Source organism: Hyphomicrobium denitrificans ATCC 51888 (assembly GCF_000143145.1).
GTDB lineage: Bacteria > Pseudomonadota > Alphaproteobacteria > Rhizobiales > Hyphomicrobiaceae > Hyphomicrobium_B > Hyphomicrobium_B denitrificans.
In genome coordinates, this window is sequence record NC_014313.1 from 1,842,729 (window position 1) to 1,865,279 (window position 22,551).

Consider the following 22,551-nt stretch of genomic DNA (forward strand, 5'->3'; position numbering starts at 1 on the left):
GGAACCCTGAAAATACTGCGGCATAGGGTTTCGCAACTGTCACACTGTGTCAGAAACTACGCCCTTTCCTCTTTCGCATGCTTCAAGGACGGCAAAAACAAGGTGAGCAGGCCAAGCAGCGGCAAATAAGAGCAGACGTGGTAGACATAGTCGATGCCTTTGGCGTCGGCGACGATGCCGAGAACGGCGGCAGCGATTCCCGCGATCCCGAACGCGAATCCGAAGAACAGCCCCGAGATCATGCCGACACGCCCCGGCACCAGTTCCTGGGCGAAGACGACGATCGCCGAAAACGCCGACGCCAGCACGACGCCGATGACGATGGTGAGCGCAATGGTCCACTCGAGATTGGCGTAAGGCAGCGCCAGCGTGAATGGCAGAACGCCAAGGATCGAGATCCAGATCACCGTCTTGGTGCCGATGCGATCGCCGATCGGGCCGCCGAGAATCGTACCTGCGGCGACGGCGCCGAGAAACGCGAACAGCATCAGCTGCGACTGCTGCACGGATACGCCGAATTTATGGATCGCGTAGAATGTGTAGTAGCTCGTCAGGCTCGCCATGTAGATGTATTTCGAGAAGACGAGCACGGCCAATGTCGCAATCGCAAGTATGGTGCGATCGCGCGGAAAGGGCATTGCGGCAGCTTCGGCGCCAGCTTTCGGACGCGCGCGAACGGCGCTTCCCCACTGGCTGATGCGCCAGAGAATGGCGATGCCGAGGAGCGCGACGAGCGCGAACCACGCGATGCTCGACTGTCCATAAGGAAGCACGATGAACGCCGCGAGCAACGGTCCGAGCGCCGTTCCGAAGTTGCCGCCGACCTGAAACAGGGACTGTGCGAGGCCGTGGCGTCCGCCGGATGCCAGCCGGGCGATGCGCGATGATTCAGGATGAAAGACAGCCGATCCGAGACCGACCAGCATCGCTCCGATGAGCAGCATCGCGTAGCCGTGCGCAAATGACAGCAGGACCAGTCCGAGCAGCGTCGAGGTCATGCCGGCGCTGGTCGAATATTCGACGGGACGGCGATCGGTGTAATAGCCGATGAGCGGCTGCAGCAGCGAGGCGGTGCCTTGAAACGCGGTCGTCAAAAGCCCGATCTGCCAAAACGACAGGCCGTAGCTGGTCTTCAGCATCGGATATACGGCGGGCAGCAACGACTGCATCACGTCGTTGAGCAGATGGCAGAAGCTCACCGCCAGCAAAATCGAGAACGTTACCTTGGCGGCCGCCGGTCGGGCGTCCACGGATGACTCAATTGCGCTCATGAGGATCTATCTCCGGCCGCCGCTTGTAGCGGCATAGCCGGCAGAGGTCATCCTTGGAGAGGGCATAGCAGCCATCGAAGCGCGGGCAGTACCGGCGACGATCCTGGAGGCCGTACCAGCGCCGCCTTACTTGCCGGTATCGGATGCCGCACCCGGAGCCGGCGCTGGCGAAGCCGGCGGCGCAGCGGCAGGAGCGGGAGCCGGAGCCGGAGCCGGAGCGGTGATATCCTTCGGCGGCTCGATCTTGAGGTCGAGCGGGAACGCATACGTCGTCTTGAAGATCGGCTTGTCGTCGCGGCCCGGAACGAGCAGCGCATTGCTGTACGGCAGGCCGGTCATGGCATCGACGTAGAACACGCGATAGGTCTGGTTTCGGAACGACTCGCCTTTGGCGGGCTGACTTTCGAGCTTGTAGGACATGACGTCATGTCCATCGACCTTGGTTTTGCCGTTGCAGGCGTAGCTGCCGATATCTTTCTGCTCGACGAGAACGGACTCTTCGACCTGCGTCTGCAGTTGTCCGGCGACGTTCGCGGGCATCGGCGTCCAGCTTCCCTCGCCGCGGCGCGACCACGCTTCACGCCCGATGAGGATGATCTCCGACGACGCATTCGTCACGGTGTTCGTCACCTTCTGGTGCATGCGATCGGGGAGGATGTAGTCAACCTCCATCGTCGACGGACCGTTCTCGGTGATCATGTTGCTGGTCATGCGGAACCAGGACGACTTGCGCAGCTTCTGCAGCGACGCGGCGACTTCCTGGCTGCACGGATTGGGCGGCGTCTTCGCTTCGGCGGCTTCAGGCGCGGCTCCGAGCGGGATCGGCTCCGCTTGCGCAACGCTCACGATTGAGGCGAAGGCGGCAAGGGCACTTGCAAAGCGACGCATTGACGAAATCCTTGAGAAAAGCCGGACGCAGCGAAATCTAATGAAGCTTTTGCACGGGCGCGTTTGCCGGCGCAACGATCTCGACATCGGTCGGATAGGAATACTTCACTTTCAACGCGGGAGGCGCGCTGCCGCCGAGCGCCGCGATGATATTGTAGGCGGGTTTGCCGCTTGCCGGATCGACGTAGACGGTACGCGCCATGACCGTTGATGGGTCCGCGCCGTCGGCGGCTTTCTCCGCAAGCCGGTACGCGACGAAATCCTGATCATCGACCTTCAAGTTGCCGACGCACTCGAAATCACCGAGGTTTTTCGGCGCGCCGACCGCTGAGGCAAACTCCGCGATGATCGATTGCGTGAATTGCGGCAGGAGTTCCTCGAACGCCCCGCCGGATCCGGCATAGGCGCGATTGCCGATCAGCATCGTCTGCTGCTCGCCGGGCATTGCGGGCGAGGTCACCGTCTGCAGCATCTTATCGGGCGGCATATAGTCGATAACCATATGCACTTCGCCTTCCGCCGACGGCTGGCTGAACTCGACGCGGAAAACCTTGGATGTGCGCTGCTTCTCGAATGCCGCGAGAACGTCCTTGCTGCAATCGGCAGCGGATGCGGGGGCGGCCACCGCAATCATGAGACAAGCCAAACGAAGTGCGCGCATCATTCCTCCGGGTGTTTTTCCCTGGCTTATAGCCAAGTTTGCCCGTGGCGCGTGCTTAAAGTTCAGCAAGGTTTATCGGGCGGCGATGGCTCGGCCGCCCCGGTCGCTTTGGCTCAGCGCTCGCGGCGCGCGGCCTGGCCTTTCTGCTCGCGCATCAGGTTGACGAAGCGCGTGAAGAGATAGTGACTGTCCTGCGGGCCGGGCGACGCCTCGGGATGGTGCTGCACCGAGAACACCGGCTTGCCTTCGAGCGCCAATCCGCAATTCGATCCGTCGAACAACGACACGTGCGTTTCGACGACGCCTTTGGGCAGGCTGTCGCGATCGACGGCGAAGCCGTGGTTCATCGAGACGATCTCGACCTTGTTGGTCGTGAAGTCCTTCACGGGATGGTTGGCGCCGTGATGGCCCTGATGCATTTTGCGGGTCTTGCCGCCGAGTGCGAGGCCCAGCATCTGGTGGCCGAGGCAGATGCCGAAAACGGGCTTGCCGCTCTCGACCAGCTTCTTGATTTCGGGCACCGCGTATTCGCCGGTCGCCGCCGGATCTCCAGGGCCATTCGACAAAAAGACGCCGTCGGGATTGCGCGCCAGCACGTCCTCGGCCTTCTCGGTTGCAGGGACGACCGTCACCTTGCAACCCGCCGAGGCGAGACAGCGGAGAATATTGCGCTTCAAGCCGTAGTCGATGGCGACAACGTGAAACTCGGGATTTTCATTGCGCGTGAAGCCCTGGTTCCAGACCCAGCGCTGCTCGTCCCACGAATAGCTCTGCCCGCTCGTTACATCGGGAACGAGATCGAGACCGAGAAGGCCGGACCAGGCTTTCGCCTCGGCCTTCAGTTTATCGATGTCGAAATTGCCTGACGGATCGTGCGCGATGACGGCGTTCGGCATGCCCTTCTCACGGATGCGGGCGGTGAGCGCGCGCGTATCGATGCCGCTGATGGCGATGATGCCGCGCGTCTTCAGCCAGGCATCGAGATTTTCGGCGGAGCGATAGTTCGACGGCTCGGTGATGTCGGCGCGCAGAACGCAGCCGCGCACGCCCGAGCGCGAGGCAAGGTTCGACGTTTCGGTGTCTTCCGAATTGGCGCCGACATTGCCGATATGGGGGAACGTGAAGGTGATGATCTGGCCGGCGTAGCTCGGATCGGTCAGAATTTCCTGATAGCCGGTGATGGCGGTGTTGAAGCACACCTCGCCGACGGCCGAGCCTGTCGCGCCGAGACCGCGCCCGGCGATCACGGTGCCGTCGTCGAAAACGAGGCGTGCGGTCAGGGGCACATCTGTCCAAGGTTCAGGTGCAGTCATCGGTCATCCGGGTGTTGGAGCGCCAAGCCGCTTAGCGGCTGAAATTGCGCCGGAACCTATGGGAACGTCCCTGCTCCGTCAATTGCGCGAGATATGCCGCACCGGGGCCCTCTCTTGCCCTGGCGGACATGCCCTCCTAAACCACGGTCTTGCAATTCAGGAGGCGACCATGCGTGCCAAGATCAGCAACGACCTCAAGGGGGCGATGAAAGCCGGAGAGAAACAGCGCGTCGCGACGCTGCGTCTCATCAACGCCGCCATCCAGTCTGCCGAGATCGAAGCGAAGAAAGACCTCGACGACGCGGGCATCCTTGCCGTCATGACCAAGATGGTGAAGCAACGCCGCGACTCCATCGAGCAGTACACCAACGGCGGCCGTCCCGACCTCGCCGAGACCGAGCAGGCCGAGATCGCCATCATCGAGGCGTATCTGCCCAAGCAGATGGACGAGAGCGAAGTCGCGGCCGCCGTTCAATCGGCGATTCAGGAAGCGGGCGCTGCTTCGGCGAAGGACATGGGCAAGGTCATGGGCGTGCTGAAAGCGAAGTACGCCGGGAAGATGGATTTCCAGAAGGCGAGCGCCGCCGTCAAAGCCGCGCTCGGCTAAAGCTTTCAGGCCCGCCCGGCAGGGCTGTGGAAAGCGGGTATGCTTGCTGGCATTTTGCTCAAGCGGCGCAACGCGCTCCGGCGAATCACTTAATCCAGTCGTACAGGACGAAATCTGGGATTTGCCGAGGCTTCCGCGCACCGATGCGATTCAATCCGAATTTTCTGGATGAGATCCGCGCGCGGCTGCCGGTCAGTCAGGTCGTCGGCCGCAAGGTGGCGCTGAAGAAGGCCGGGCGCGAGTACAGGGGCCTGTCGCCGTTCAAGACCGAGAAAAGCCCGTCTTTCTTCGTCAACGACCAGAAGGGCTTCTACCATTGCTTCGCCTCGGGCGAGCATGGCGACATCTTCACTTTCCTGATGAAGACCGAGGGCCTCGAATTTCCGGAGGCCGTCGAGCGTCTCGCGCAGGAAGCGGGCGTTCCGATGCCCAAGCAGCCGGAGCGCAACGTCGCCGACGAAGACCAGCGCGACAGGCTCTATCGGCTGCTCGAAGCCTCAGCGGCGTTTTTCGAGGAGAGCCTGCGCTCGGGTCTTGGCGCGGAGGCGCGGCGCTACATCGAAAAGCGCGGGCTTCAGCACGAAACCGTTCGGGCCTTCCGGCTCGGCTTCGCGCCGAACTCGCGCACGGCGTTGACGGCGCATCTCAAGGGCAAGGGTTTCTCGCTCGCCGACATGGCCTCGGCGGGCATGCTGATCGCGGGCAGCGACATCCCTGAGCCCTACGATCGCTTCCGCAATCGCGTCATGTTTCCGATCCTCGATCTCAAGGGGCGGGTCATCGCGTTCGGCGGGCGGGCGCTCGAAAAGGACGTTCCGGCGAAGTATCTGAACTCTCCCGAGACGCCGCTCTTCCACAAGGGGCACACTCTGTTCAACGCAGCGCGGGCGCGATCGGCGGCTCATGACAAGAACCGCGTCATCGTCGTCGAAGGCTACATGGACGTGGTGGCGCTCGCCGAAGGCGGTTTTGCCGAGTCCGTGGCGCCTCTGGGCACGGCGCTGACAGAAGATCAGGTCAAGCTGCTCTGGCGTTTCGCGCCGGAACCGACACTTTGCTTCGACGGCGACAGTGCCGGTCGCAAGGCCGCCGACCGTGCCGTCGAGGTCGCGCTGCCGTGGCTGAAGCCCGGCCATAGCCTCGGCTTCGCATTCCTGCCGGATGGCCTCGATCCGGACGACCTCATCCGGCAGCAGGGCGCGGCGGCGATGTCGGACGCGTTGTCGAAAGCGCGGCCGCTGGTCGACGTTCTCTGGGATCGCGAGCTTCGCGCCGCCCCCTCCGATACGCCGGAACAGCGTGCGGCGCTCGAAGCCCGTCTTTTTGCCCTGGTCGGTACGATTCAGGATGCAACCGTGCGTTCGCACTATCAGCGCGAGCTCCGCGACAGGTTGTATCAGCTTGGACGCAATCGATTTCCGCGCCCGATGGCGGGATTGCCGACCGGCCGGCAGGGTGGCGGCATCGCGCAGGCGTCTTATGCTCGCCCGGTCGCAGCGCCGGACTGGAAGGCGCGCGACCGTGCCCGGCTCAACGGTCCAGAGCGACGTTTCACGAAGAAAAACAATGCGCCTGAGTTGGTTAACGCCAGCCCGGAGCTCGCCGGACACATGCAAAGCGTGCTCCCGCGCGAGGCGCTGATCATGAAGACGTTGCTCAACCATCCCTGGCTGATCGACGAGCACTCGGAAGCCATCGCGGTCATCGAATTTTCATCGCAGCCGCTCACCGCGCTCCGGGACGAGATTTTAGCGGTGCATGCGCGGCAGAATTCCCTTGACAGGGCCTCTCTAGGCACCCAATTGAGCAAATCGGGGGTTGCAAAGGTGGTGGACCTCGTCGCGCGAACGATTACGCACATCAGCGACCGTTTTGCCGAGCCAGATGCCTCCGCCACTGATGTCGAAGCCGCCTGGAACCATATTCTTGCTTTGCATCAGCGGCAGGACGCTTTGGGGCGCGCGCTGAAGGCAGCGGAAGAAGCTTGGTACCGGGATTGCACGGAAGAGGCTGAGACTCACCTTCTCGACATCAAACGCCAGATCGCCCGCGAGGCGTCGATGGACCAGATGGATACCGAGATCGACCAACCCGCCGACGACACTCCGATCGTTAAGCGCGCCGGTTAGGCGCGTGGACGTTTATCCGGCCCCGGGCATTGCGATGCGGCAACCGTCCGGGACCTGAAAGATTGATCTTAAGGCCGGTCCCTCAGAACGGCCTGTACACAAGGACAGCAGAATGGCACGCGCCCAGCAGGCAGCTCAGAAAACGGAAGAGAAAGAGCAACCGGCAGCCGACGCGCCCGAGCGCGACAGCCCCCTGCTCGACCTTTCCGACCAAGCGGTCAAACGCCTTTTGAAGTCGGCGAAGGCCAAGGGCTACGTGACGCTCGATCAGCTGAACTCGGTGCTGCCGTCGGAAGAGGTTTCGTCCGATCAGATCGAAGACCTGTACGCGACGCTCTCCGACATGGGCATCACGGTCGTCGAGAACGAGGACGGTGAAGAAGCCGCCGAAGGCAGTGAAGAGAGCGGCGACGAAGAGGAAGGCCGCGCGCTGGTCGCGCAGAACAACGCCCTCGTCAAAAGCGAGACGAAGTCCGAGCCTGCCGAGCGCACCGACGATCCCGTGCGCATGTACCTGCGCGAGATGGGCTCCGTCGAACTCTTGTCGCGCGAAGGCGAAATCGCCATCGCGAAGCGCATCGAGGCCGGCCGCGAAGCCATGATCGCGGGCCTCTGCGAAAGCCCTCTGACGTTCCAGGCCATCATCATCTGGCGCGACGAACTCAATGAAGGCAAGATTCTGCTTCGCGACATCATCGATCTCGAAGCGACCTACGAAGGGCCGGAAGCGAAAGAGGTTCAGGAAGCCGCATCGGAAGATTCGCCCGAGCCGGAGCAGCCTGCTGCTAATCAGCGTCCCTCGGGCGCGCCGGAAGGCGAAGGTGATGACGACGACGAGTTCGAGAATGCGATGTCGCTCGCTGCGATGGAAGCCGAACTGAAACCGAAAGTCCTCGAGACGTTCGACCAGATCGCGGCGACCTACAAGAAGCTCCGCAAGCAGCAGGACAAGAAGCTCGAGCAGCAGCTCGTTGGCGACCAGGGCTCGCGCCAGCAGCAGAAGGCTTACGAGAAAATCCGCGACGAGATCATCGTCGACGTGAAATCGCTGTCGCTCAACAACAACCGCATCGAGAGCCTCGTCGAGCAGCTTTACGCGATCAACAAGCGCCTGATCGGCCTCGAAGGCCGCCTGATGCGTCTTGCCGACAGCTACGGCGTGCCGCGCCAGCACTTCATCGACGAATACTACGGCAACGAACTCGACCAGACGTGGCTCGACCGCGTCGCCGGCAACGGCAAGAAATGGGGTCAGTTCGTCAAGACCGAGCGGACGCAGGTCGTGGATATTCGCACTGAAATCCATCAGCTCGCGACGGAAACCGGCCTCGAAATTCCCGAGTATCGCCGCATCGTCAAGGCGGTGCAGAAGGGCGAGCGCGAGGCGCGTCAGGCGAAGAAGGAAATGGTCGAGGCCAACCTTCGCCTCGTCATCTCGATCGCTAAGAAATACACCAACCGCGGCCTGCAGTTCCTCGATCTCATCCAGGAAGGCAACATCGGCCTGATGAAGGCGGTCGACAAGTTCGAGTACCGCCGCGGCTACAAATTCTCGACCTACGCGACGTGGTGGATTCGTCAGGCGATCACGCGCTCGATCGCCGACCAGGCGCGCACGATCCGTATTCCGGTGCACATGATCGAGACGATCAACAAGATCGTCCGTACGTCGCGCCAGATGCTGCACGAGATCGGCCGCGAGCCGACGCCGGAAGAACTCGCAGAAAAGCTTGCGATGCCGCTCGAAAAGGTGCGCAAGGTTCTGAAGATCGCGAAGGAGCCGATCTCACTCGAAACGCCGATCGGCGACGAGGAAGACTCGCACCTCGGCGATTTCATCGAGGATCGCAACGCGGTGCTGCCGATCGAAGCGGCGATCCAGTCGAACCTGCGCGATACGACGACGCGCGTGCTCGCCTCGCTGACGCCGCGCGAAGAGCGCGTGCTGCGCATGCGCTTCGGCATCGGCATGAACACCGACCACACGCTGGAAGAAGTCGGCCAGCAATTCTCGGTGACGCGCGAACGCATCCGTCAGATCGAAGCCAAGGCACTGCGCAAGCTCAAACATCCGAGCCGGTCGCGCAAGCTGCGAAGCTTCCTCGATAACTGATCCAACAAAAAGGGCCGCGAAAGCGGCCCTTTTTCATTGGTGAGAAAATTCTCGCTTTATCCGACGACGACGTCGCTGATCTGGATGACGGGAGACAGGTCGGTGTAATTCTTGATGTCGGCCATGATCTCTTTCGCGTGCGGACCGAAGCCTGCCTGGAAGGCATCGACGGAATCGCAAAACAGGTGGCACATCGCGACGTAGGTGGCCGGAGCGCCGGGCGCGCCGCCCGCGATGCCTTTGTCGACCGTATAAGACTTGCAGCTGTCGCCCATTTTGGCTTTGACCATCGGCATGTGCTTTTCGGCGTAGTACGCGTGATCGAAACGCGCTCCGGGAGTGTTCGGGTACATCACGCTAACCTTGATCATGGCTGTCTCCTCCTTCAATCGCGCGGAAGCGCGCTCTGGCGCGTGCTTAGGACTGCCGGCGCACGTGTGCAACCAGGTTCGCGCCAAGTCATCGTATATGCGGCGGTCTATTCGATTTTTATGATTTCAGCTTCGCCGCTTCCGGCCTTGACGGTATCGCCTGCGGCTTTTCCCAGAAGCGCCTGGGCCAACGGCGAAACGTAGGAGATCGAGCCCTTCGCGGGATCGGCTTCGTCCTCGCCGACGATGCGGAATTTCTGCATGCGGCCGTCGTCGCGTTCGAGCGTGACGCGGGAGCCAAACGCTACGACCGAGGCGTCGCTCGCAGGCGGCTGAAGCTCCGCCGTCGCGAGGCGCTGGCTCCAGTAGCGGAGATCGTGGGATGCGCGTGCAATTGCGTTGCGATCGTCCGACTCGCGCGCGGCGTTCAGGTCCTCCTGCAGGCGCTTGATCTCGCCCTCGATCAGCGCGAGCCCTTCCGGCGTCACGAGGTTGCGATGCTCGGAAACCAGCCTCTCGGGAAGCTCGTCGAGCGCCTCTGTTTCTTTGACGAATGCTCTGCTCATTGCGTTAACATAGGAAGTTCAGGAGCCCGGTTCCAGCATGCGCCAATTGCAACAGACCATCACGATTAACACGGATGGCGTCAGCCTCACCGAATTTACGAAGACTGTCGCTGAGATCGTCGAAGCTTCCGGGATTGAAGCCGGGCTTGCGCATGTTTTTTGCCGCCACACCTCGGCATCCCTTTTGATCCAGGAAAACGCCGATCCCGACGTGCAGCGTGATCTCGTGGCGTTTTTCAAGCGGCTCGTGCCGGACGGCGATTCCCTCTTCATTCATCGCGCCGAAGGTCCCGACGACATGCCCGCGCACGTTAAAACCGCGCTGACGAAGACGACGCTGACCATTCCGGTTGCGAGCGGCAAGCTGATGCTCGGCACCTGGCAGGGGATCTATCTTTTCGAGCACCGGCGGCGGCCCCACGCGCGCTCCATTGTCGTTCACGTCGTCGGCGAGTGAGAACTCCGCTAGCCAAACGCGCTTTTTTGCGTTTCGAACTCGCCCGGACGTCAGAAATGTCGCGTTTACCGCAGTCAGCATGCGCATGGAAGGCGGGGGGCTGACCTGCTAAGACCGCCACGAGTTTTCATGAATCGGAAGCCTGGAGATCCCCGATGTCCGACACGACTGCTGAATCGCAAGCCCGCAGTGCAACCGCCGCTTTGATCCGCGATTACTACGCCGCCTTCAACCGCGGCGACACCGACGCGATGATCGAGTTCATGACCGACGACGTCATCCACGACATCAATCAGGGCGAGCGGCGTCAGGGCAAGGAGAAGTTTCGCGCCTTCAACGCGCGCATGACGCACAATTACAAGGAAGAGCTCAAAGACATCGTCGTGCTCGTGTCGAAGGATGCGACGCGCGCGGCGGCGGAATTCAACGTACACGGCGTTTACAAGAACACCGAGGAAGGCCTTCCCGATGCGGTCGGTCAGAAATACGTGCTGCCCGCCGGAACGTTTTTCGCGATCCGCGGCGGTAAGATCGCGCGCGTCACGACGTATTACAATCTGACCGACTGGATCGCGCAGGTCGCAGGCTAAAGAGGACGATGCGGATGGCAGCGGCGGAGAAAAAGAAGCTCGACGTCAAGTCGGTTACCGGGGAGGACATCTACAAGATCCTTCCCGATCTCGCGCGGCTGCGCATCGTCGTCTTCCGCGATTGGCCGTATCTTTACGACGGCACGCTCGAGTACGAAGAAAAGTATCTGAAGAGGTTTGCCGCTGCGAAAGGCGCCGTCGTCATCACGGCCTATGACGGCACGGAGATGGTTGGGGCGTCGACCGCCGCGCCGATGATCGAGCACGCGGACGAGTTCGGCGAGCCGTTCCTCAAGGCGGGCTACGACATCTCGAAGATCTTCTATTGCGGCGAGAGCGTGCTTCTCAAAAGCCATCGCGGCTATGGCCTTGGTCACGCGTTCTTCGACGGCCGCGAGGCGCAGGCGCATAAGCTCGGCGGATTTCAGTATTCGACATTCTGCCGGGTCGTCCGTCCCGACGATCACCCGTTGAAACCGGCGGATTATGCCCCACTTGATCCGTTCTGGAATAAGCGCGGCTACCATCCTGTCGACGGCATCGTTGCCACCTATGACTGGAAGGATGTCGACCAGCCGGACGAAACCCGCCACGACATGCAGTTCTGGATGAAGACGCTTTGACGAAGCAGCCAAAGTCTTTGAAAGTCGCGAGTGCGCAATATCCCATCGGCCAGCCGAATACGCTTGCCGAATGGGAGCAGAAGGTTGCTGTCTGGGTGAAGAATGGCGCCGCGACGGGCGCCTCGCTTCTCGTCTTTCCGGAATATGCCGCGATCGAGCAGGCCGCGTGCTTCGGGCCTGAGGTCTACGGCGATCTGAAGCTGACGCTGGCGAAGGTCGCGAAGCTGACCGCCGAGCGCGTGCAGTTCCACGCCGATCTCGCGAAGAAGCACAAGGTCCACATTCTGACCGGATCGGGGCCGCTGCTCAAATCGGACGGCAGCTACGTCAACGCGGCGCAACTCGTGACGCCGGACGGCTCAATCGGCGAGCAGGAAAAGCTCGTGATGACGCCGTTCGAACGCGACTGGGGAATTTCCGCCGGAACCGTCGTGCGCGTGTTCAAGACCAAGCTCGGCACGTTCGGGATCGCGATCTGCTACGACAGCGAATTTCCGCTGCTCGTCCGCGCGATGGCGGAAGCCGGTGCCGAAGTCGTGCTGGTGCCGTCGTGCACCGAGCGCGTCTCGGGCTATCACCGCGTGCGCACGGGATCGCTGGCGCGGGCGCTCGAAAACGGCATCGCGACGGTGCAAAGCCCGACCGTCGGCGATGCACCGTGGTCTCCGGCCGTCGATTTCAATGCCGGCGCGGCGGGCATTTACGTGCCTTCCGAACAGGGCGTCTCCGACACGGGCGTGCTCGCGCAGGGCACGCTCAACGCCGCCGAATGGGTTACGGCGGCGATCGATCTCGAACGGCTGCGCCGCGTGCGCGAGATGGGCGAGATGCACAATTACTGCGACTGGGCCTTGCAGCCCGGCGCGCCGATGCGGCGAGTCGACGTCGAGACCGTCGAACTCGCCTAACAATCTGCTTATTTCAGCGCCCAGGTTGTGGTGACGCGCGCTTCGAGCGTGCTCGTTCCGCGTTCGACCGGCACCGACGCGGCCTGCGCCTTGGCAAAGCGCGGCGCGGCGAAGACCACCGGAGCGTCGGGCGTCGTTTCTTCCGATATCTGAAGTACCTGCCCGACCTCGGCGCCCGCGGCGGTTGCCAACAGCTTGGCGCGGCGCAAGGCGTTTGCGATCGCATCCTTGCGTGCGTCGTCCTTCAGCGTTTCGGCTTTCGAAACCTCGAATGCCAGACCTTGAATCTGATTGGCGCCGGCGCTCACCAGATCATCGAGCACCGTTCCGAGATTTCCAAGATCGCGAACGATCACAACGACCTGATTGCTGACGCGGTAGCCTCTGAGCGTCGGCGGCTGGCCGTCCTTGGAGTAATCCATAACCGGCTCGACATTGAACGACGCCGTCTGAATGTCCTTCGCGTCGATGCCTTTCGTTTTAAGCGCCGAAATGACTTTGTTCATCGCCTCGGAGTTGGCGGTCAGTGCGTCGCGTGCGGCTGGGGCTTCGGTCGCGACGCCGGAGGTGATGCGCGCCTGATCGGGCTCGGCCTCGGCCGTCCCCGTCGCTGAAACCGTGATCGTGCGTTCCATGTCTTTATCCCCGGCATAGCTTGCGGAAAGCGGCAGCATCGCGATCAGAGCGGCGGCGACGACGCCTGTGAGAATTGTTCCTTCAAAAGCGCGCAGCTTATTGTTCAGCATCGATTTTCAACTCCTCCGACTGGCACAAATGTCGCTATAGATCGTTGGCGGAAAAAAGAAGGCAAAAGGCTGTCGGGCCGTTGAACATCTGGTATGAGAGCCCGGCGTGGGCCCGTAGCTCAATGGTTAGAGCTGACGGCTCATAACCGTCTGGTTCCAGGTTCGAGTCCTGGCGGGCCCACCAATCATATCAATGACATAGAACGTTTGAGCCGAGCTGTCCGCGCGTTTCGCGCGAGGCGCCGGTCGATGTCGCATCATCGCTCCTCGCATTGCATGAGCATGTCTCTCCGGCAATTGCCGATCGCCTTTGCTGCGCTCAACGCTTTTTCCGAGTTTTGCCGAGCGAGCCGCAGGTGACGCTCGAGCGACGCGTAGCGATGCAAACGGCCTCCGTGAGTGAGACGCGGATCGCGATTTCGCGTTCGGCCTGATTGCTCCTCACACTGCGCGAGTCAGACACCGCATCGCGTGCAATAGACGCGATTACGCGCTCATCTTCATGTTGCGACAGCGCATTGCGATCTGCGACGCATTCGCAGAGACTTCGTTTGCGTGCTGTTTCAAGCGATTGCAGGCTTTCGCAATCTGTATTCTTCAGTGTACGATTTTCTGTGCGTGACAGACTGCGTCGCTGTGGCGGTGCATTGGACTTGATCTTTTGGAGGCTGCGGCCGGTTAGCGAGGAGACACGATGAGTGGCATTTACAGCAGGCTGTGGCTTTCGCTCGCCTTCGTCTTTGCCTTCTCGCTTGCCTCATCTGCCCACGCGCTTGAAACCACAGCAAATATCGACCTGACGCGCCATCCCGTCGGGATTCTGAGCCTCGCCATTTTCTTCATCGCTTATGGCCTTGTGGCCGTCGAGAAGGCCATCCAGCTGCGCAAGTCGAAGCCCGTGATGCTCGCGGCCGGCCTCATATGGGCGCTGCTTGGCATCATCTACGCGATGCATGGCGAAAGCAAAGCCATAGAAGCCGCCGCCAAGCACGTCATTCTCGACTACGGCGAGTTGATGCTGTTCCTCGTGGTGGCGATCACCTACGTCAATACCATGCAGGAGCGGCGCGTTTTCGACGCTCTGAGAAGCAAGCTCGTCAACCTCAATCTCTCATACCGCCAGCTTTTCTGGCTTGTCGGCGGATTGGCCTTCGTATTCGGCCCGATCATCGACAACCTCACCACGGCATTGGTGATGGGCGCCGTCGTCGTCGCGGTCGGCGTCGGCAATTACCAGTTCATCGTGATGGGGTGCATCATCATTGTCGTCGCCGCCAATGCCGGCGGCGTCTTCTCGCCGTTCGGCGACATCACGTCCCTCATGGTCTGGCAGAAGGGCAAGCTCAGCTTTTTCGAGTTCTTCTATCTGTTCCTGCCGTCGCTGGTGAACTTTCTCGTTCCGGCAACGCTGATGCATTTCGGCGTTCCGAAAGGCGTGCCCGAACCGTGGGGCGATGCGAAACGTCTGAAGCACGGCGGCATCGCGGTCATCTGGCTGTTTCTTGCGACAATCGTGACGGCCGTGTCGTTCAAGACGTTCCTCGGCCTGCCGCCGGCGCTCGGGATGATGCTCGGCCTCGGATACCTGCAGATGTACGGCTACTTCCTGCAGCGCATCGCCCAACGTCGCAACGACAAGGACTTCGGGTTCGACTCGCTGCGCGAGATGCGACACGTCGAGTGGGATACCCTGCTCTTTTTCTTCGGCATCATTTTCGCCGTCGCCGGGCTTGGCGTCGCGGGATATCTCGCGCTGCTGTCGAATTATCTGTACGGCACTCTCGGCGCGACAACGGCGAATATCGCAATCGGAATTCTCGGTGCGGCGTTCGACAACATTCCGCTGATGTTCGCGGTGCTCACCATGAACCCCGACATGTCGAACGGGCAATGGATGCTCGTGACGCTGAGCACGGGCGTCGGGGGCAGTCTCGTGTCCATCGGGTCCGCAGCGGGCGTCGTTCTGATGGGGCTCGTGCGCAATCACTACACGTTCATGAACCATCTCCGTTGGGCATGGGCGATTGCGATAGGCTTCGTGGCGAGCATCTTCACGCATTTGTGGGTGAATGCCGCGCTGCTCTAAGGCTCGCGGCGTGAGACAGCCGCGATCGCAATGAAACGCAAATTTGAATCTGGTTTTCATAACAATGAAAGCTCAATTCGGACTTGCGGGTGCGAATTGCGCTGTCCGACGCCGGAATATTCGCTAACATTGCGGCACGGGCCAGAGGACACTTGGGGGAGGACGCTCAAACCAAGGAGTTCATGATCATGAAAAAGATGATTATCGCGACCGCCTTCTGCGCGCTTCTCTCTGGCGCGGCTCTCACTCCCGCACTTGCTGACGATCAGCCTGCAAATGATCCTGCGCGCCACCGCATGGGCGATGACGGAAAGCTTCCGGCAACAAACAGCGCGACGACACGGGTGCCTGACATGGGCGCAGGGACGGGAGAGAGCAGCGGCGCATCGGGCTCGCATCGCATGGGTAATGAGGGCACGCTTCCCGCGACCGGCAATGTCGGCACGCGCGTTCCCGATCAGGGCGCAGGCACGCAAAACCCGAAATAGCAATCCGCAGACGTTCGAGGACGGCCGCACACATGCGCAACCGGCAGCACGAGCGTGCCGGTTGCGATCGCGGTCGTTCTTCGCCTTCAATCTCGCGGACGACTATGACGGCCGCGAGAAAACGTAAGCGAGGCCGGTGAGCATCAATGCGGCTACCGCGATCGCGGGGATGGCCGACGGTTGCGTTCCGATCCAGAATAGAACGTAGCCAACGGCACATCCGCCGAGCGCGGCGAGCTTTGCGTGCCGTGGGATCGCGCCGCGCTCTCGCCAATCGCGCAGCAGCGGACCGAAGACCCGATGCGACAGCAACCACGCTTCAAGGCGCGGTGACGATCTTGCGAAGCAGGCTGCCGCGAGAATGATGAAGGGGGTCGTCGGCAAAATCGGCAGGAACGCCCCGACGACGCCCAGCGCGACGAAGAACAGTCCGGCTGAGGCGAATAAGATGCGCAACGGATGAGGATCTTTCGTTGGAGCCTAAGCTTCGGCGAACCGGCGTTTCGACGTCGACGATCGAGACAGATTGTGTGTACGCTCGACGAGTGACGATATCGACTCCGTGCCGGATGGACACTACGGCGGCGGTGTCGAATTTCGCCGCAGCCTGCCTCCATCCCAATCCTTAGAAAGATACGATATTTGGCCATCGCCTACGAACGAACGGACGATCTCGATGCGGATACCTTTATCCGCGTTCTCAAAAACTCAGGTCTTGCCGAGCGGCGTCCGGCCGATGACCGCGACCGCATCGCGCGCATGCTCGCGGGATCGAATCTGGTGATCGTCGCGCGCGATGGCGGTGATGTGGTCGGCGTGGCGCGTTCCGTCACCGACTTCGCGTACTGCTGCTATCTGTCGGACCTCGCCGTCGATCGCGCCTATCAGGGCCGTGGTATCGGGCGGCGATTGATCGAGGAAACCCGGCGCGCGGCGGGGCCGGAAGCGATGTGTCTGCTGCTGTCGGCGCCGAATTCGATCAGCTTCTATGAGGCGATCCAGATGCCGAGCCAGCCGCGTGCGTTCATGTTTCCACGCGAGCGCTAAAAGCCGTCGTCACTCCGGATCGACGAGCGACGTCTTCCCGATGTCGGCAATTGTCCGCAGACCTGCGAGCGCCATCGTGACATCGAGCTCCTTGGCGATGATCTCGATAGCCTTCGTCACGCCCTCCTCGCCAGCCGCGCACACGCCATAGAGATACGCGCGGCCGAGCAGGCAGCCGCGCGCGCCCAGCGCCAGCGCGCGAAAGACGTCCTGGCCGGAACGGATGCCGCCGTCGAACAGAATTTCCGTTTCCGACCCGACCGCGTCGGCGATGCGGGGCAGGATCGAGATCGACGACGCCGCACCGTCAAGCTGGCGTCCGCCGTGGTTCGAAACGACGATGGCGTCGGCGCCGGCTTTCACGGCCTCGCGCGCATCTTCGACGTCGAGGATGCCTTTGACGATCAGCTTGCCCGGCCAGCGCTCCCTGATCCAGGCCACGTCGTCCCATGACAGCGCCTGATCGAACTGGCTGTTGATCCAGTCCATATAGGACGTGAGGTTTTCCGTGCCCGCGATGCGTCCTACGACGTTGCCGAATGTTCTGCGCTTGCCGAGCAGCACGCCCGCGATCCAACGCGGCTTGGACAGAATATGCGCGATGGTCTTCAGGCGGATGCGCGGCGGCACCGTCATGCCGTTGTGAATGTCGCGATGGCGCTGTCCGAGAACTTGCAAGTCGGCGGTCAAAACCAGCGCGCTGCACCTTGCTGCGTGAGCGCGTGCGATCAGATCGGCAATGAAGCCGCGATCCTTCATGAAGTAGAGCTGAAACCAGAACGGCTTCTCGACCGCGTTTGCAACGTCTTCGATCGAACAGATCGACAGCGTGCTGAGCGTATAGGGAATGCCCGCCTTTTCGGCCGCGCGCGCGGCTGCGATCTCACCGTCGCGATGCGCCATGCCAGTCAAGCCGACGGGACCCAGCGCCAACGGAAGCGGCTGCTTCACGCCGAGCAGAGATTGCGAAAGATCGCGGTTCGACGCGCCGCACAGAATGCGCTGGCGAATTTTTATGCCGGCGAGGTCATCGCGGTTGGCGCGCAGCGTCTGTTCGGAATATGAGCCGGACTCGTAATAGTCCATGAACTCGCGTGGCACCTTGCGGTGCGCGATGCGGCGCAGATCCTCGATGCTGGCGACGGATTTCAGCACCACGCGACGCATCCATCGGTTGCGCGTTGTCGGCGGGGCTTCGCGTCAGCCATCTTCTTGAATGGAAATCGCGACGCCCGGGTGGACGCACTTGAGTTGGCGAACGTCGTCCAGAGCTTTCGCCCAGACGTTAGATGGCCCGGCGAGGCGGATTTCTCCGCGCGTCCGCGAAAGGGGCGTTGGGCCGAAGCCGATCGCGATCGCGTCGCCGTCGGGCCAGAATGCGATGTCGCCCGGCTTGACGACGACGCGGGCGTCAGGCTCAGCGGCGGACGAGACCGGCGCATCGAAGTAGACTTCCTCGCCCCACGTCCTCGCGGCGGCTTCGATCGGCAGCGCGGCCCATATACGCTCTGCAGTTGGCGTATCGAGCAATTTCGCGCGAATTGATACGCCTCCGGCCCGGATCACAATCTTCCGCATACGCCTCAACCCCTTAAGGCCTGCGCGACCGGGACGAGACGCGGCCGCAAGGACCAAGCTTCTCATTGCAGCGCGAAGTCTTCAAGGGTCTCGGCGGCACATGCGGCAAACAATTTCGCAGGATCGAAAACGAGCGCATCGGCCGCGCGTGGGAACGCGATCCCGTCCAAAGGGTCGCACGGCGGAGCACAAAGCGGATTTGCGTTCTAAGACTGGCGTGCTCCGGCGGCGCACTTTTCGCCGGAGCATCAGGAAGAGCCGAGGATTTTCCTCAGGCCGGCGGCGGTCCGAAAATCATCACCGCGTTGAGGCCACCGAATGCGAACGAGTTCGACATCGTGTAGGTGACTTTCTTTTCGCGGCCGACGTTCGGGATGTAGTCGAGGTCGCAGCCGTCGCCCGGCTCGTCGAGACCGATCGTCGGCGGCACCCAGCCTTCCTGCATCGCCTTGATGCAGGCGACCGCCTCGATACCGCCACCGGCGCCGAGCGGGTGCCCGTGCATCGACTTGGTCGAGGAAATCGGAAGCTTGTAGGCGTAGTCGCCGAAGACGTTTTTGATCGCCTTGGTCTCGTTGATGTCGTTGTCCATCGTCGCGGTGCCGTGCGCGTTCAGATAGTCGATCTGCTCCGGCTTCAGCCCCGCATCGTCGAGCGCACCCTGCATGGCGACGCTCGGACCTTCGACGGTCGGCTTCACCATGTCCTGGCTGTCGGAGGCCATGCCGTACCCGCACAGCTCGGCAAGGATCGTCGCGCCGCGGGCCTGCGCGTGTTCCAGGCTTTCGAGCACGAGGATGCCCGCGCCTTCCGCCAGCACCGTTCCGTTGCGCTTCTTCGCGAACGGGAAGCAGCCTTCCGGCGAGAGAACGTGCAGCGCCTGCCAGGCCTTCATCGTTCCGTAGTTGATGACCGATTCCGATGCGCCGGCGATCGCGACGTCGACGACGTTGTCGCGGATGTAGTCGCGGGCGATGCCGATGGCGTGCGTCGCCGTCGAGCAGGCCGAGCAGGTCGCGAAGGTCGGGCCTTTGACGCCGAACTCGATACCGACGTGCGCCGCAGCCGACGAACCGATGATGCGCAGCAGCGTCAGCGGATGGGTCGCGCGCTTGTTGAGAATGAAGAGGTCGCGATAGGCGGTTTCAAATGTGACGAGACCGCCGGCGCCCGAACCGATGATGCACGCCGAGCGATAGGGATCGGCTTCCGGCAATTCGAGGCCCGACATGCGAACGGCTTCGTCGGCGGCTGCGGCCGCGAACCAGGAATAGCGGTCGGCAAGCGTGATGATGCGGTCGCGCTTGAAATGCTTCAGGCGCTGCTTCGGATCGAAATCCTTGATCTGCGCCGCGATCAGAATCTTGAGATCGTCGAGAGGAAAGCCACCAAGCGCGCTGACGCCGGATTTGCCTGCTTTCAATCCGGCCCAGAATTCATCGACCGTCGTTCCGATCGGCGTCACCACGCCGAAACCCGTTACGACGACACGGCGGCCTGCTTTACTCTTCGACATTCATCAGCTCTTTCTCATCTCACGAGTCAGCGGACGCTCGACCGTAGCCGACGTCCGCTTCATCGCATTCGTGGGAAGATCGCCGCAGAAACGTTAGGCTTTTGCGGCGGAAGCCTGTTTGGCTGCAATCAATGATTTGACGCGATCGACAACTGAGCCGACCGTCTTAAATGCCTCGACTTCCTCGTTGGCATTGTAGGGAATTTCGATTCCGAACCCATCTTCGATGTCGAACACGATCATCGCAAGATCAAGTGACTCGATCTTCAGATCGGTGAGTTGGGTGTCGAGCGAGATATCGTCGCGCGGCTCCTTCATATGCTTCTTTAGGATATCGATAACCTTCGTCGCGACTTCGTCCATTGGCCTCTCCCACCCTCGCAGACCTCTGCGATGGGCCAGTTTTGCTTGGCATCTACCTAAATCAAGACCACTACATCAGCAAGCGGGGGGGTCACTTATCCTTAAACGTCCGCCAAGTCCAGCCACGGACGGTCGCGGGCAGCCTCCTCCTTGCCTGAGATCAACTGAACTCCCTGTTTAAATGCCGATTTTCCACGCGCTGCAATAACGGCAGCGGCTAGCCTTTACTCAACAAAAGTAGTTCACTCCATGTTGCGACTCTTAGGCCGGTATCGGCCGAAGGCGACCTGTTCCAGCACTGAACGATCGGACGACCATGACGCCCGAAGCAGCCCAGCCGTCTGGGTCTCTCAATCCGCCCTGGATTGCCTCGTATCCGCCGGAAATCGACTGGTTCATGCCAATTCCGACAGGTCCGGTGCCGGAACTGCTGGAACGCGCCGTCCGCCGCTTCCCTCATAACCCGGCCATCAGCTTCCTGGGCCGCACGACATCCTACGCAGAACTCGCTGCCGAGGTCGACCGCGTCACAGCCGGATTGCAGAAATCCGGGATCGGCCGTGGCACCAAAGTCGGTCTATTTCTTCCGAACACCCCGACCTTCATCGTTTATTATTACGCAATACTCAAGGCCGGCGGCACGGTTGTTAATTTCAACCCGCTTTATACTCTGGAAGAGCTTACATTTCAGGCGCAGGACAGCGAAACCGAGGTGATGGTGACGCATGACCTCGCTGCGCTTTTCCCGAAGCTCGAAGAGCTCATGCTGCGGGGTGTCGTCGCACGCACCATCGTCGTGCCGTTCCGGAGCGTTTTGTCGCCGCTCAAGGGGCTGCTGTTCTCGATCTTCAAGCGCAGCGACATCGCCAACGTCGCCGGGTCGCGGGCGGCGGACAAGGTGATCGACGGGGCGAAGCTTTCCGCCACCAGCGAACCGCCGACGCCGGTCGCCATCAATGCCGACGAGGACGTCGCGGTGCTGCAGTACACCGGCGGCACGACCGGCACGCCCAAGGGCGCGATGCTGACGCACGCCAACCTCACCGCCAACACGGCTCAGATCATGGCCTGGGGCGTCAACCTCAAGCCGGGCGAGGAAAGCATTCTGGGCGCGCTGCCGCTGTTCCACGTCTTCGCGATGACGGTCGTGATGAACATGGCGGTCGAGCTTGCCGCAAAGATCATCCTCATCCCACGCTTCAAGCTCATCGAGGCGCTGAAGCTGATCGACCGCGAGAAGCCGACCGTGCTCCCCGCCGTGCCGACCATTCTGACGGCGATGCTGCACTACCCGAAGTTCAAGTCCTACGACGTCTCGTCGTTGCGTTTCTGCCTGTCAGGCGGCGCGCCGCTCCCGATCGAGGTGAAGCTGCAGTTCGAGGACGTTTCGGGTTCGAAAGTTGTCGAGGGCTATGGGCTTTCGGAGGCGTCGCCCGTGCTGACGTGCAACCCGGTGCATATGGAGCCGGTCGCGGGCTCGATCGGGCCGCCGCTTCCGGGCACGATCATCTCGCTACGCGATCTCGACGATCCGACGAAAGAGGTTCCGCAGGGCGAGCGTGGCGAACTCTGCGCCAAGGGTCCGCAGGTGATGAAGGGCTACTGGAAAAAGCCCGAGGAAACGGCGAAGCAGTTCGTCGGCGATTTCCTCCGCACCGGCGACGTCGCGATCATGGATCAGAACGGCTATTTCTCGATCGTCGACCGGATCAAGGATCTGATCATCTGCTCGGGCTACAACGTCTACCCGCGCCGTATCGAGGATGCGATCTACCAGCATCCGGCGGTCGAGGAAGTGACCGTGATCGGCATTCCCGACGATTACCGCGGCGAAGCGCCGAAGGCCTTCATCAAACTGAAGGCCGGCATGACGGCGACGGCCGCCGACATTCTGAAGCATCTCGAAACCAAGATTTCGAAGATCGAGCTGCCGGCTCAGATCGAGTTCCGCGACGCCCTGCCGAAGACGATGATCGGCAAGCTGTCGAAGAAGGAGCTTGTCGCGGAAGAACGGAAGAAGAGGGATTAGGTTTTAGGGACTGGGGATTAGGGATTAGAGAAACATGGGCGATGCCCGTGTTCTCTTGGCCCTTGTGCGAGACAAGCACCGTAGATCCCACTTCCCTCCCCTGGAAAGATTTCTCTTTCGGTCCCTGAACACCTCTGCTTGGAATGACAAGCGCCAAACGCGCCCTCTCTCAATTCCCCTCCCCCTTTAGGGGTGGGGGAA

At 61.5% G+C, this 22,551-nt stretch carries 23 protein-coding genes and 1 tRNA gene; 12 read left to right on the forward strand and 12 right to left on the reverse strand.

All coding sequences use genetic code 11. The features are described 5' to 3' along the window. Positions 1 to 56: 56 nt before the first annotated feature. The 4 genes from HDEN_RS08905 to carA form a co-directional block, all read right to left on the reverse strand. Positions 57 to 1,271 carry an MFS transporter gene (locus tag HDEN_RS08905; protein WP_013215776.1) on the reverse strand — a complete coding sequence of 405 codons (1,215 nt, stop codon included), beginning with the start codon at positions 1,269 to 1,271 and terminating at the stop codon, positions 57 to 59. A gap of 126 nt (positions 1,272 to 1,397) precedes the next feature. Beyond that, positions 1,398 to 2,159 carry a hypothetical protein gene (locus HDEN_RS08910; protein ID WP_013215777.1) on the reverse strand — a complete coding sequence of 254 codons (762 nt, stop codon included), beginning with the start codon at positions 2,157 to 2,159 and terminating at the stop codon, positions 1,398 to 1,400. Between the two features lie 37 nt (positions 2,160 to 2,196). Further along, positions 2,197 to 2,820 carry a hypothetical protein gene (locus HDEN_RS08915; RefSeq protein ID WP_013215778.1) on the reverse strand — a complete coding sequence of 208 codons (624 nt, stop codon included), beginning with the start codon at positions 2,818 to 2,820 and terminating at the stop codon, positions 2,197 to 2,199. A gap of 113 nt (positions 2,821 to 2,933) precedes the next feature. After that, complete coding sequence (gene carA, locus HDEN_RS08920) at positions 2,934 to 4,133, reverse strand: glutamine-hydrolyzing carbamoyl-phosphate synthase small subunit (RefSeq protein WP_013215779.1); 1,200 nt, start codon at positions 4,131 to 4,133, stop codon at positions 2,934 to 2,936. Between the two features lie 169 nt (positions 4,134 to 4,302). Here carA and HDEN_RS08925 point away from each other — a divergent pair, with 169 nt between their 5' ends. The 3 genes from HDEN_RS08925 (at position 4,303) to rpoD (ending at position 8,982) form a co-directional block, all read left to right on the forward strand. Continuing rightward, positions 4,303 to 4,740, forward strand: coding sequence for a GatB/YqeY domain-containing protein (locus HDEN_RS08925; protein ID WP_013215780.1), 438 nt, complete (start codon positions 4,303 to 4,305; stop codon positions 4,738 to 4,740). A 143-nt stretch (positions 4,741 to 4,883) separates the two neighbouring features. Further along, complete coding sequence (gene dnaG / locus HDEN_RS08930; protein ID WP_013215781.1) at positions 4,884 to 6,869, forward strand: DNA primase; 1,986 nt, start codon at positions 4,884 to 4,886, stop codon at positions 6,867 to 6,869. Between the two features lie 112 nt (positions 6,870 to 6,981). Further along, positions 6,982 to 8,982: an RNA polymerase sigma factor RpoD gene (gene rpoD / locus HDEN_RS08935; RefSeq protein ID WP_013215782.1), complete on the forward strand. Its 2,001-nt coding sequence runs from the start codon at positions 6,982 to 6,984 to the stop codon at positions 8,980 to 8,982. A 56-nt stretch (positions 8,983 to 9,038) separates the two neighbouring features. On the opposite strand, the gene HDEN_RS08940 is transcribed toward rpoD, so the two are convergent. Both HDEN_RS08940 and greA read right to left on the reverse strand, forming a co-directional pair. Next, positions 9,039 to 9,353 carry an EthD family reductase gene (locus HDEN_RS08940; protein ID WP_013215783.1) on the reverse strand — a complete coding sequence of 105 codons (315 nt, stop codon included), beginning with the start codon at positions 9,351 to 9,353 and terminating at the stop codon, positions 9,039 to 9,041. A 107-nt stretch (positions 9,354 to 9,460) separates the two neighbouring features. Continuing rightward, positions 9,461 to 9,919 (reverse strand): transcription elongation factor GreA, encoded by a 459-nt coding sequence (greA, locus tag HDEN_RS08945; RefSeq protein WP_013215784.1) that lies wholly within the window; start codon positions 9,917 to 9,919, stop codon positions 9,461 to 9,463. Positions 9,920 to 9,956: 37 nt separating this feature from the next. On the opposite strand from greA, the gene HDEN_RS08950 reads away from it, so the two are divergent. The 4 genes from HDEN_RS08950 (at position 9,957) to HDEN_RS08965 (ending at position 12,497) form a co-directional block, all read left to right on the forward strand. Then, entirely contained in the window at positions 9,957 to 10,376 is a 420-nt protein-coding gene (locus HDEN_RS08950) for a secondary thiamine-phosphate synthase enzyme YjbQ (protein ID WP_013215785.1), read from the forward strand. 155 nt (positions 10,377 to 10,531) lie between these two features. After that, on the forward strand, positions 10,532 to 10,966 hold the full coding sequence (locus HDEN_RS08955; RefSeq protein WP_013215786.1) for a ketosteroid isomerase-related protein: 435 nt from the start codon (positions 10,532 to 10,534) through the stop codon (positions 10,964 to 10,966). A 14-nt stretch (positions 10,967 to 10,980) separates the two neighbouring features. After that, positions 10,981 to 11,589: a hypothetical protein gene (locus HDEN_RS08960; protein WP_013215787.1), complete on the forward strand. Its 609-nt coding sequence runs from the start codon at positions 10,981 to 10,983 to the stop codon at positions 11,587 to 11,589. Beyond that, complete coding sequence (locus HDEN_RS08965) at positions 11,586 to 12,497, forward strand: carbon-nitrogen hydrolase family protein (protein WP_013215788.1); 912 nt, start codon at positions 11,586 to 11,588, stop codon at positions 12,495 to 12,497. The genes HDEN_RS08960 and HDEN_RS08965 overlap by 4 nt, the downstream gene beginning before the upstream one ends. A gap of 8 nt (positions 12,498 to 12,505) precedes the next feature. Here HDEN_RS08965 and HDEN_RS08970 read toward each other — a convergent pair whose 3' ends face one another. Further along, positions 12,506 to 13,243: an SIMPL domain-containing protein gene (locus HDEN_RS08970; RefSeq protein ID WP_013215789.1), complete on the reverse strand. Its 738-nt coding sequence runs from the start codon at positions 13,241 to 13,243 to the stop codon at positions 12,506 to 12,508. Between the two features lie 108 nt (positions 13,244 to 13,351). Here HDEN_RS08970 and HDEN_RS08975 point away from each other — a divergent pair. The 3 genes from HDEN_RS08975 to HDEN_RS08985 all read left to right on the forward strand — a co-directional run bounded on the left by HDEN_RS08975 (position 13,352) and on the right by HDEN_RS08985 (position 15,817). Continuing rightward, a tRNA-Ile gene (locus HDEN_RS08975) sits at positions 13,352 to 13,427 on the forward strand. Positions 13,428 to 13,937: 510 nt separating this feature from the next. Further along, complete coding sequence (gene nhaD, locus HDEN_RS08980; protein ID WP_013215790.1) at positions 13,938 to 15,329, forward strand: sodium:proton antiporter NhaD; 1,392 nt, start codon at positions 13,938 to 13,940, stop codon at positions 15,327 to 15,329. A gap of 188 nt (positions 15,330 to 15,517) precedes the next feature. Next, positions 15,518 to 15,817 (forward strand): hypothetical protein, encoded by a 300-nt coding sequence (locus HDEN_RS08985; protein WP_013215791.1) that lies wholly within the window; start codon positions 15,518 to 15,520, stop codon positions 15,815 to 15,817. 102 nt (positions 15,818 to 15,919) lie between these two features. On the opposite strand, the gene HDEN_RS08990 is transcribed toward HDEN_RS08985, so the two are convergent. Next, on the reverse strand, positions 15,920 to 16,273 hold the full coding sequence (locus HDEN_RS08990) for a YbaN family protein (protein WP_013215792.1): 354 nt from the start codon (positions 16,271 to 16,273) through the stop codon (positions 15,920 to 15,922). Between the two features lie 186 nt (positions 16,274 to 16,459). Here HDEN_RS08990 and HDEN_RS08995 point away from each other — a divergent pair, with 186 nt between their 5' ends. Continuing rightward, positions 16,460 to 16,864: a GNAT family N-acetyltransferase gene (locus HDEN_RS08995; RefSeq protein ID WP_013215793.1), complete on the forward strand. Its 405-nt coding sequence runs from the start codon at positions 16,460 to 16,462 to the stop codon at positions 16,862 to 16,864. 9 nt (positions 16,865 to 16,873) lie between these two features. Here HDEN_RS08995 and HDEN_RS09000 read toward each other — a convergent pair whose 3' ends face one another. From HDEN_RS09000 to HDEN_RS09015, 4 genes are all read right to left on the reverse strand, one after another. After that, positions 16,874 to 18,016, reverse strand: a complete 1,143-nt coding sequence (locus HDEN_RS09000) for an alpha-hydroxy acid oxidase (protein WP_041921960.1) — start codon at positions 18,014 to 18,016, stop codon at positions 16,874 to 16,876. A 48-nt stretch (positions 18,017 to 18,064) separates the two neighbouring features. Beyond that, positions 18,065 to 18,442, reverse strand: coding sequence for a cyclophilin-like fold protein (locus tag HDEN_RS09005; protein WP_013215795.1), 378 nt, complete (start codon positions 18,440 to 18,442; stop codon positions 18,065 to 18,067). Positions 18,443 to 18,713: 271 nt separating this feature from the next. Further along, the gene (locus tag HDEN_RS09010; RefSeq protein ID WP_013215796.1) at positions 18,714 to 19,958 is read right to left on the reverse strand and encodes a beta-ketoacyl-[acyl-carrier-protein] synthase family protein; all 1,245 of its coding nucleotides are present in this window, start codon (positions 19,956 to 19,958) and stop codon (positions 18,714 to 18,716) included. A gap of 93 nt (positions 19,959 to 20,051) precedes the next feature. Next, complete coding sequence (locus tag HDEN_RS09015; protein ID WP_013215797.1) at positions 20,052 to 20,321, reverse strand: acyl carrier protein; 270 nt, start codon at positions 20,319 to 20,321, stop codon at positions 20,052 to 20,054. Between the two features lie 316 nt (positions 20,322 to 20,637). On the opposite strand from HDEN_RS09015, the gene HDEN_RS09020 reads away from it, so the two are divergent. Then, positions 20,638 to 22,350 (forward strand): long-chain-fatty-acid--CoA ligase, encoded by a 1,713-nt coding sequence (locus HDEN_RS09020; RefSeq protein WP_013215798.1) that lies wholly within the window; start codon positions 20,638 to 20,640, stop codon positions 22,348 to 22,350. Positions 22,351 to 22,551 lie beyond the last annotated feature (201 nt).

Bases quoted from the DNA above. Each gene is read 5' to 3' on its own strand.
- HDEN_RS08960 (WP_013215787.1), top strand. From the start codon at position 10,981: ATGGCAGCGGCGGAGAAAAAGAAGCTCGACGTCAAGTCGGTTACCGGG.
- HDEN_RS08985 (WP_013215791.1), top strand. From the start codon at position 15,518: ATGAAAAAGATGATTATCGCGACCGCCTTCTGCGCGCTTCTCTCTGGC.
- HDEN_RS08950 (WP_013215785.1), top strand. From the start codon at position 9,957: ATGCGCCAATTGCAACAGACCATCACGATTAACACGGATGGCGTCAGC.
- greA (WP_013215784.1), bottom strand. From the start codon at position 9,919: ATGAGCAGAGCATTCGTCAAAGAAACAGAGGCGCTCGACGAGCTTCCC.
- HDEN_RS08910 (WP_013215777.1), bottom strand. From the start codon at position 2,159: ATGCGTCGCTTTGCAAGTGCCCTTGCCGCCTTCGCCTCAATCGTGAGC.
- HDEN_RS08925 (WP_013215780.1), top strand. From the start codon at position 4,303: ATGCGTGCCAAGATCAGCAACGACCTCAAGGGGGCGATGAAAGCCGGA.
- rpoD (WP_013215782.1), top strand. From the start codon at position 6,982: ATGGCACGCGCCCAGCAGGCAGCTCAGAAAACGGAAGAGAAAGAGCAA.
- HDEN_RS08905 (WP_013215776.1), bottom strand. From the start codon at position 1,271: ATGAGCGCAATTGAGTCATCCGTGGACGCCCGACCGGCGGCCGCCAAG.
- HDEN_RS09010 (WP_013215796.1), bottom strand. From the start codon at position 19,958: ATGTCGAAGAGTAAAGCAGGCCGCCGTGTCGTCGTAACGGGTTTCGGC.
- HDEN_RS09015 (WP_013215797.1), bottom strand. From the start codon at position 20,321: ATGGACGAAGTCGCGACGAAGGTTATCGATATCCTAAAGAAGCATATG.
- HDEN_RS09020 (WP_013215798.1), top strand. From the start codon at position 20,638: ATGACGCCCGAAGCAGCCCAGCCGTCTGGGTCTCTCAATCCGCCCTGG.
- HDEN_RS08940 (WP_013215783.1), bottom strand. From the start codon at position 9,353: ATGATCAAGGTTAGCGTGATGTACCCGAACACTCCCGGAGCGCGTTTC.
- HDEN_RS08915 (WP_013215778.1), bottom strand. From the start codon at position 2,820: ATGCGCGCACTTCGTTTGGCTTGTCTCATGATTGCGGTGGCCGCCCCC.
- HDEN_RS09005 (WP_013215795.1), bottom strand. From the start codon at position 18,442: ATGCGGAAGATTGTGATCCGGGCCGGAGGCGTATCAATTCGCGCGAAA.
- HDEN_RS08970 (WP_013215789.1), bottom strand. From the start codon at position 13,243: ATGCTGAACAATAAGCTGCGCGCTTTTGAAGGAACAATTCTCACAGGC.
- carA (WP_013215779.1), bottom strand. From the start codon at position 4,133: ATGACTGCACCTGAACCTTGGACAGATGTGCCCCTGACCGCACGCCTC.
- dnaG (WP_013215781.1), top strand. From the start codon at position 4,884: ATGCGATTCAATCCGAATTTTCTGGATGAGATCCGCGCGCGGCTGCCG.
- nhaD (WP_013215790.1), top strand. From the start codon at position 13,938: ATGAGTGGCATTTACAGCAGGCTGTGGCTTTCGCTCGCCTTCGTCTTT.
- HDEN_RS08955 (WP_013215786.1), top strand. From the start codon at position 10,532: ATGTCCGACACGACTGCTGAATCGCAAGCCCGCAGTGCAACCGCCGCT.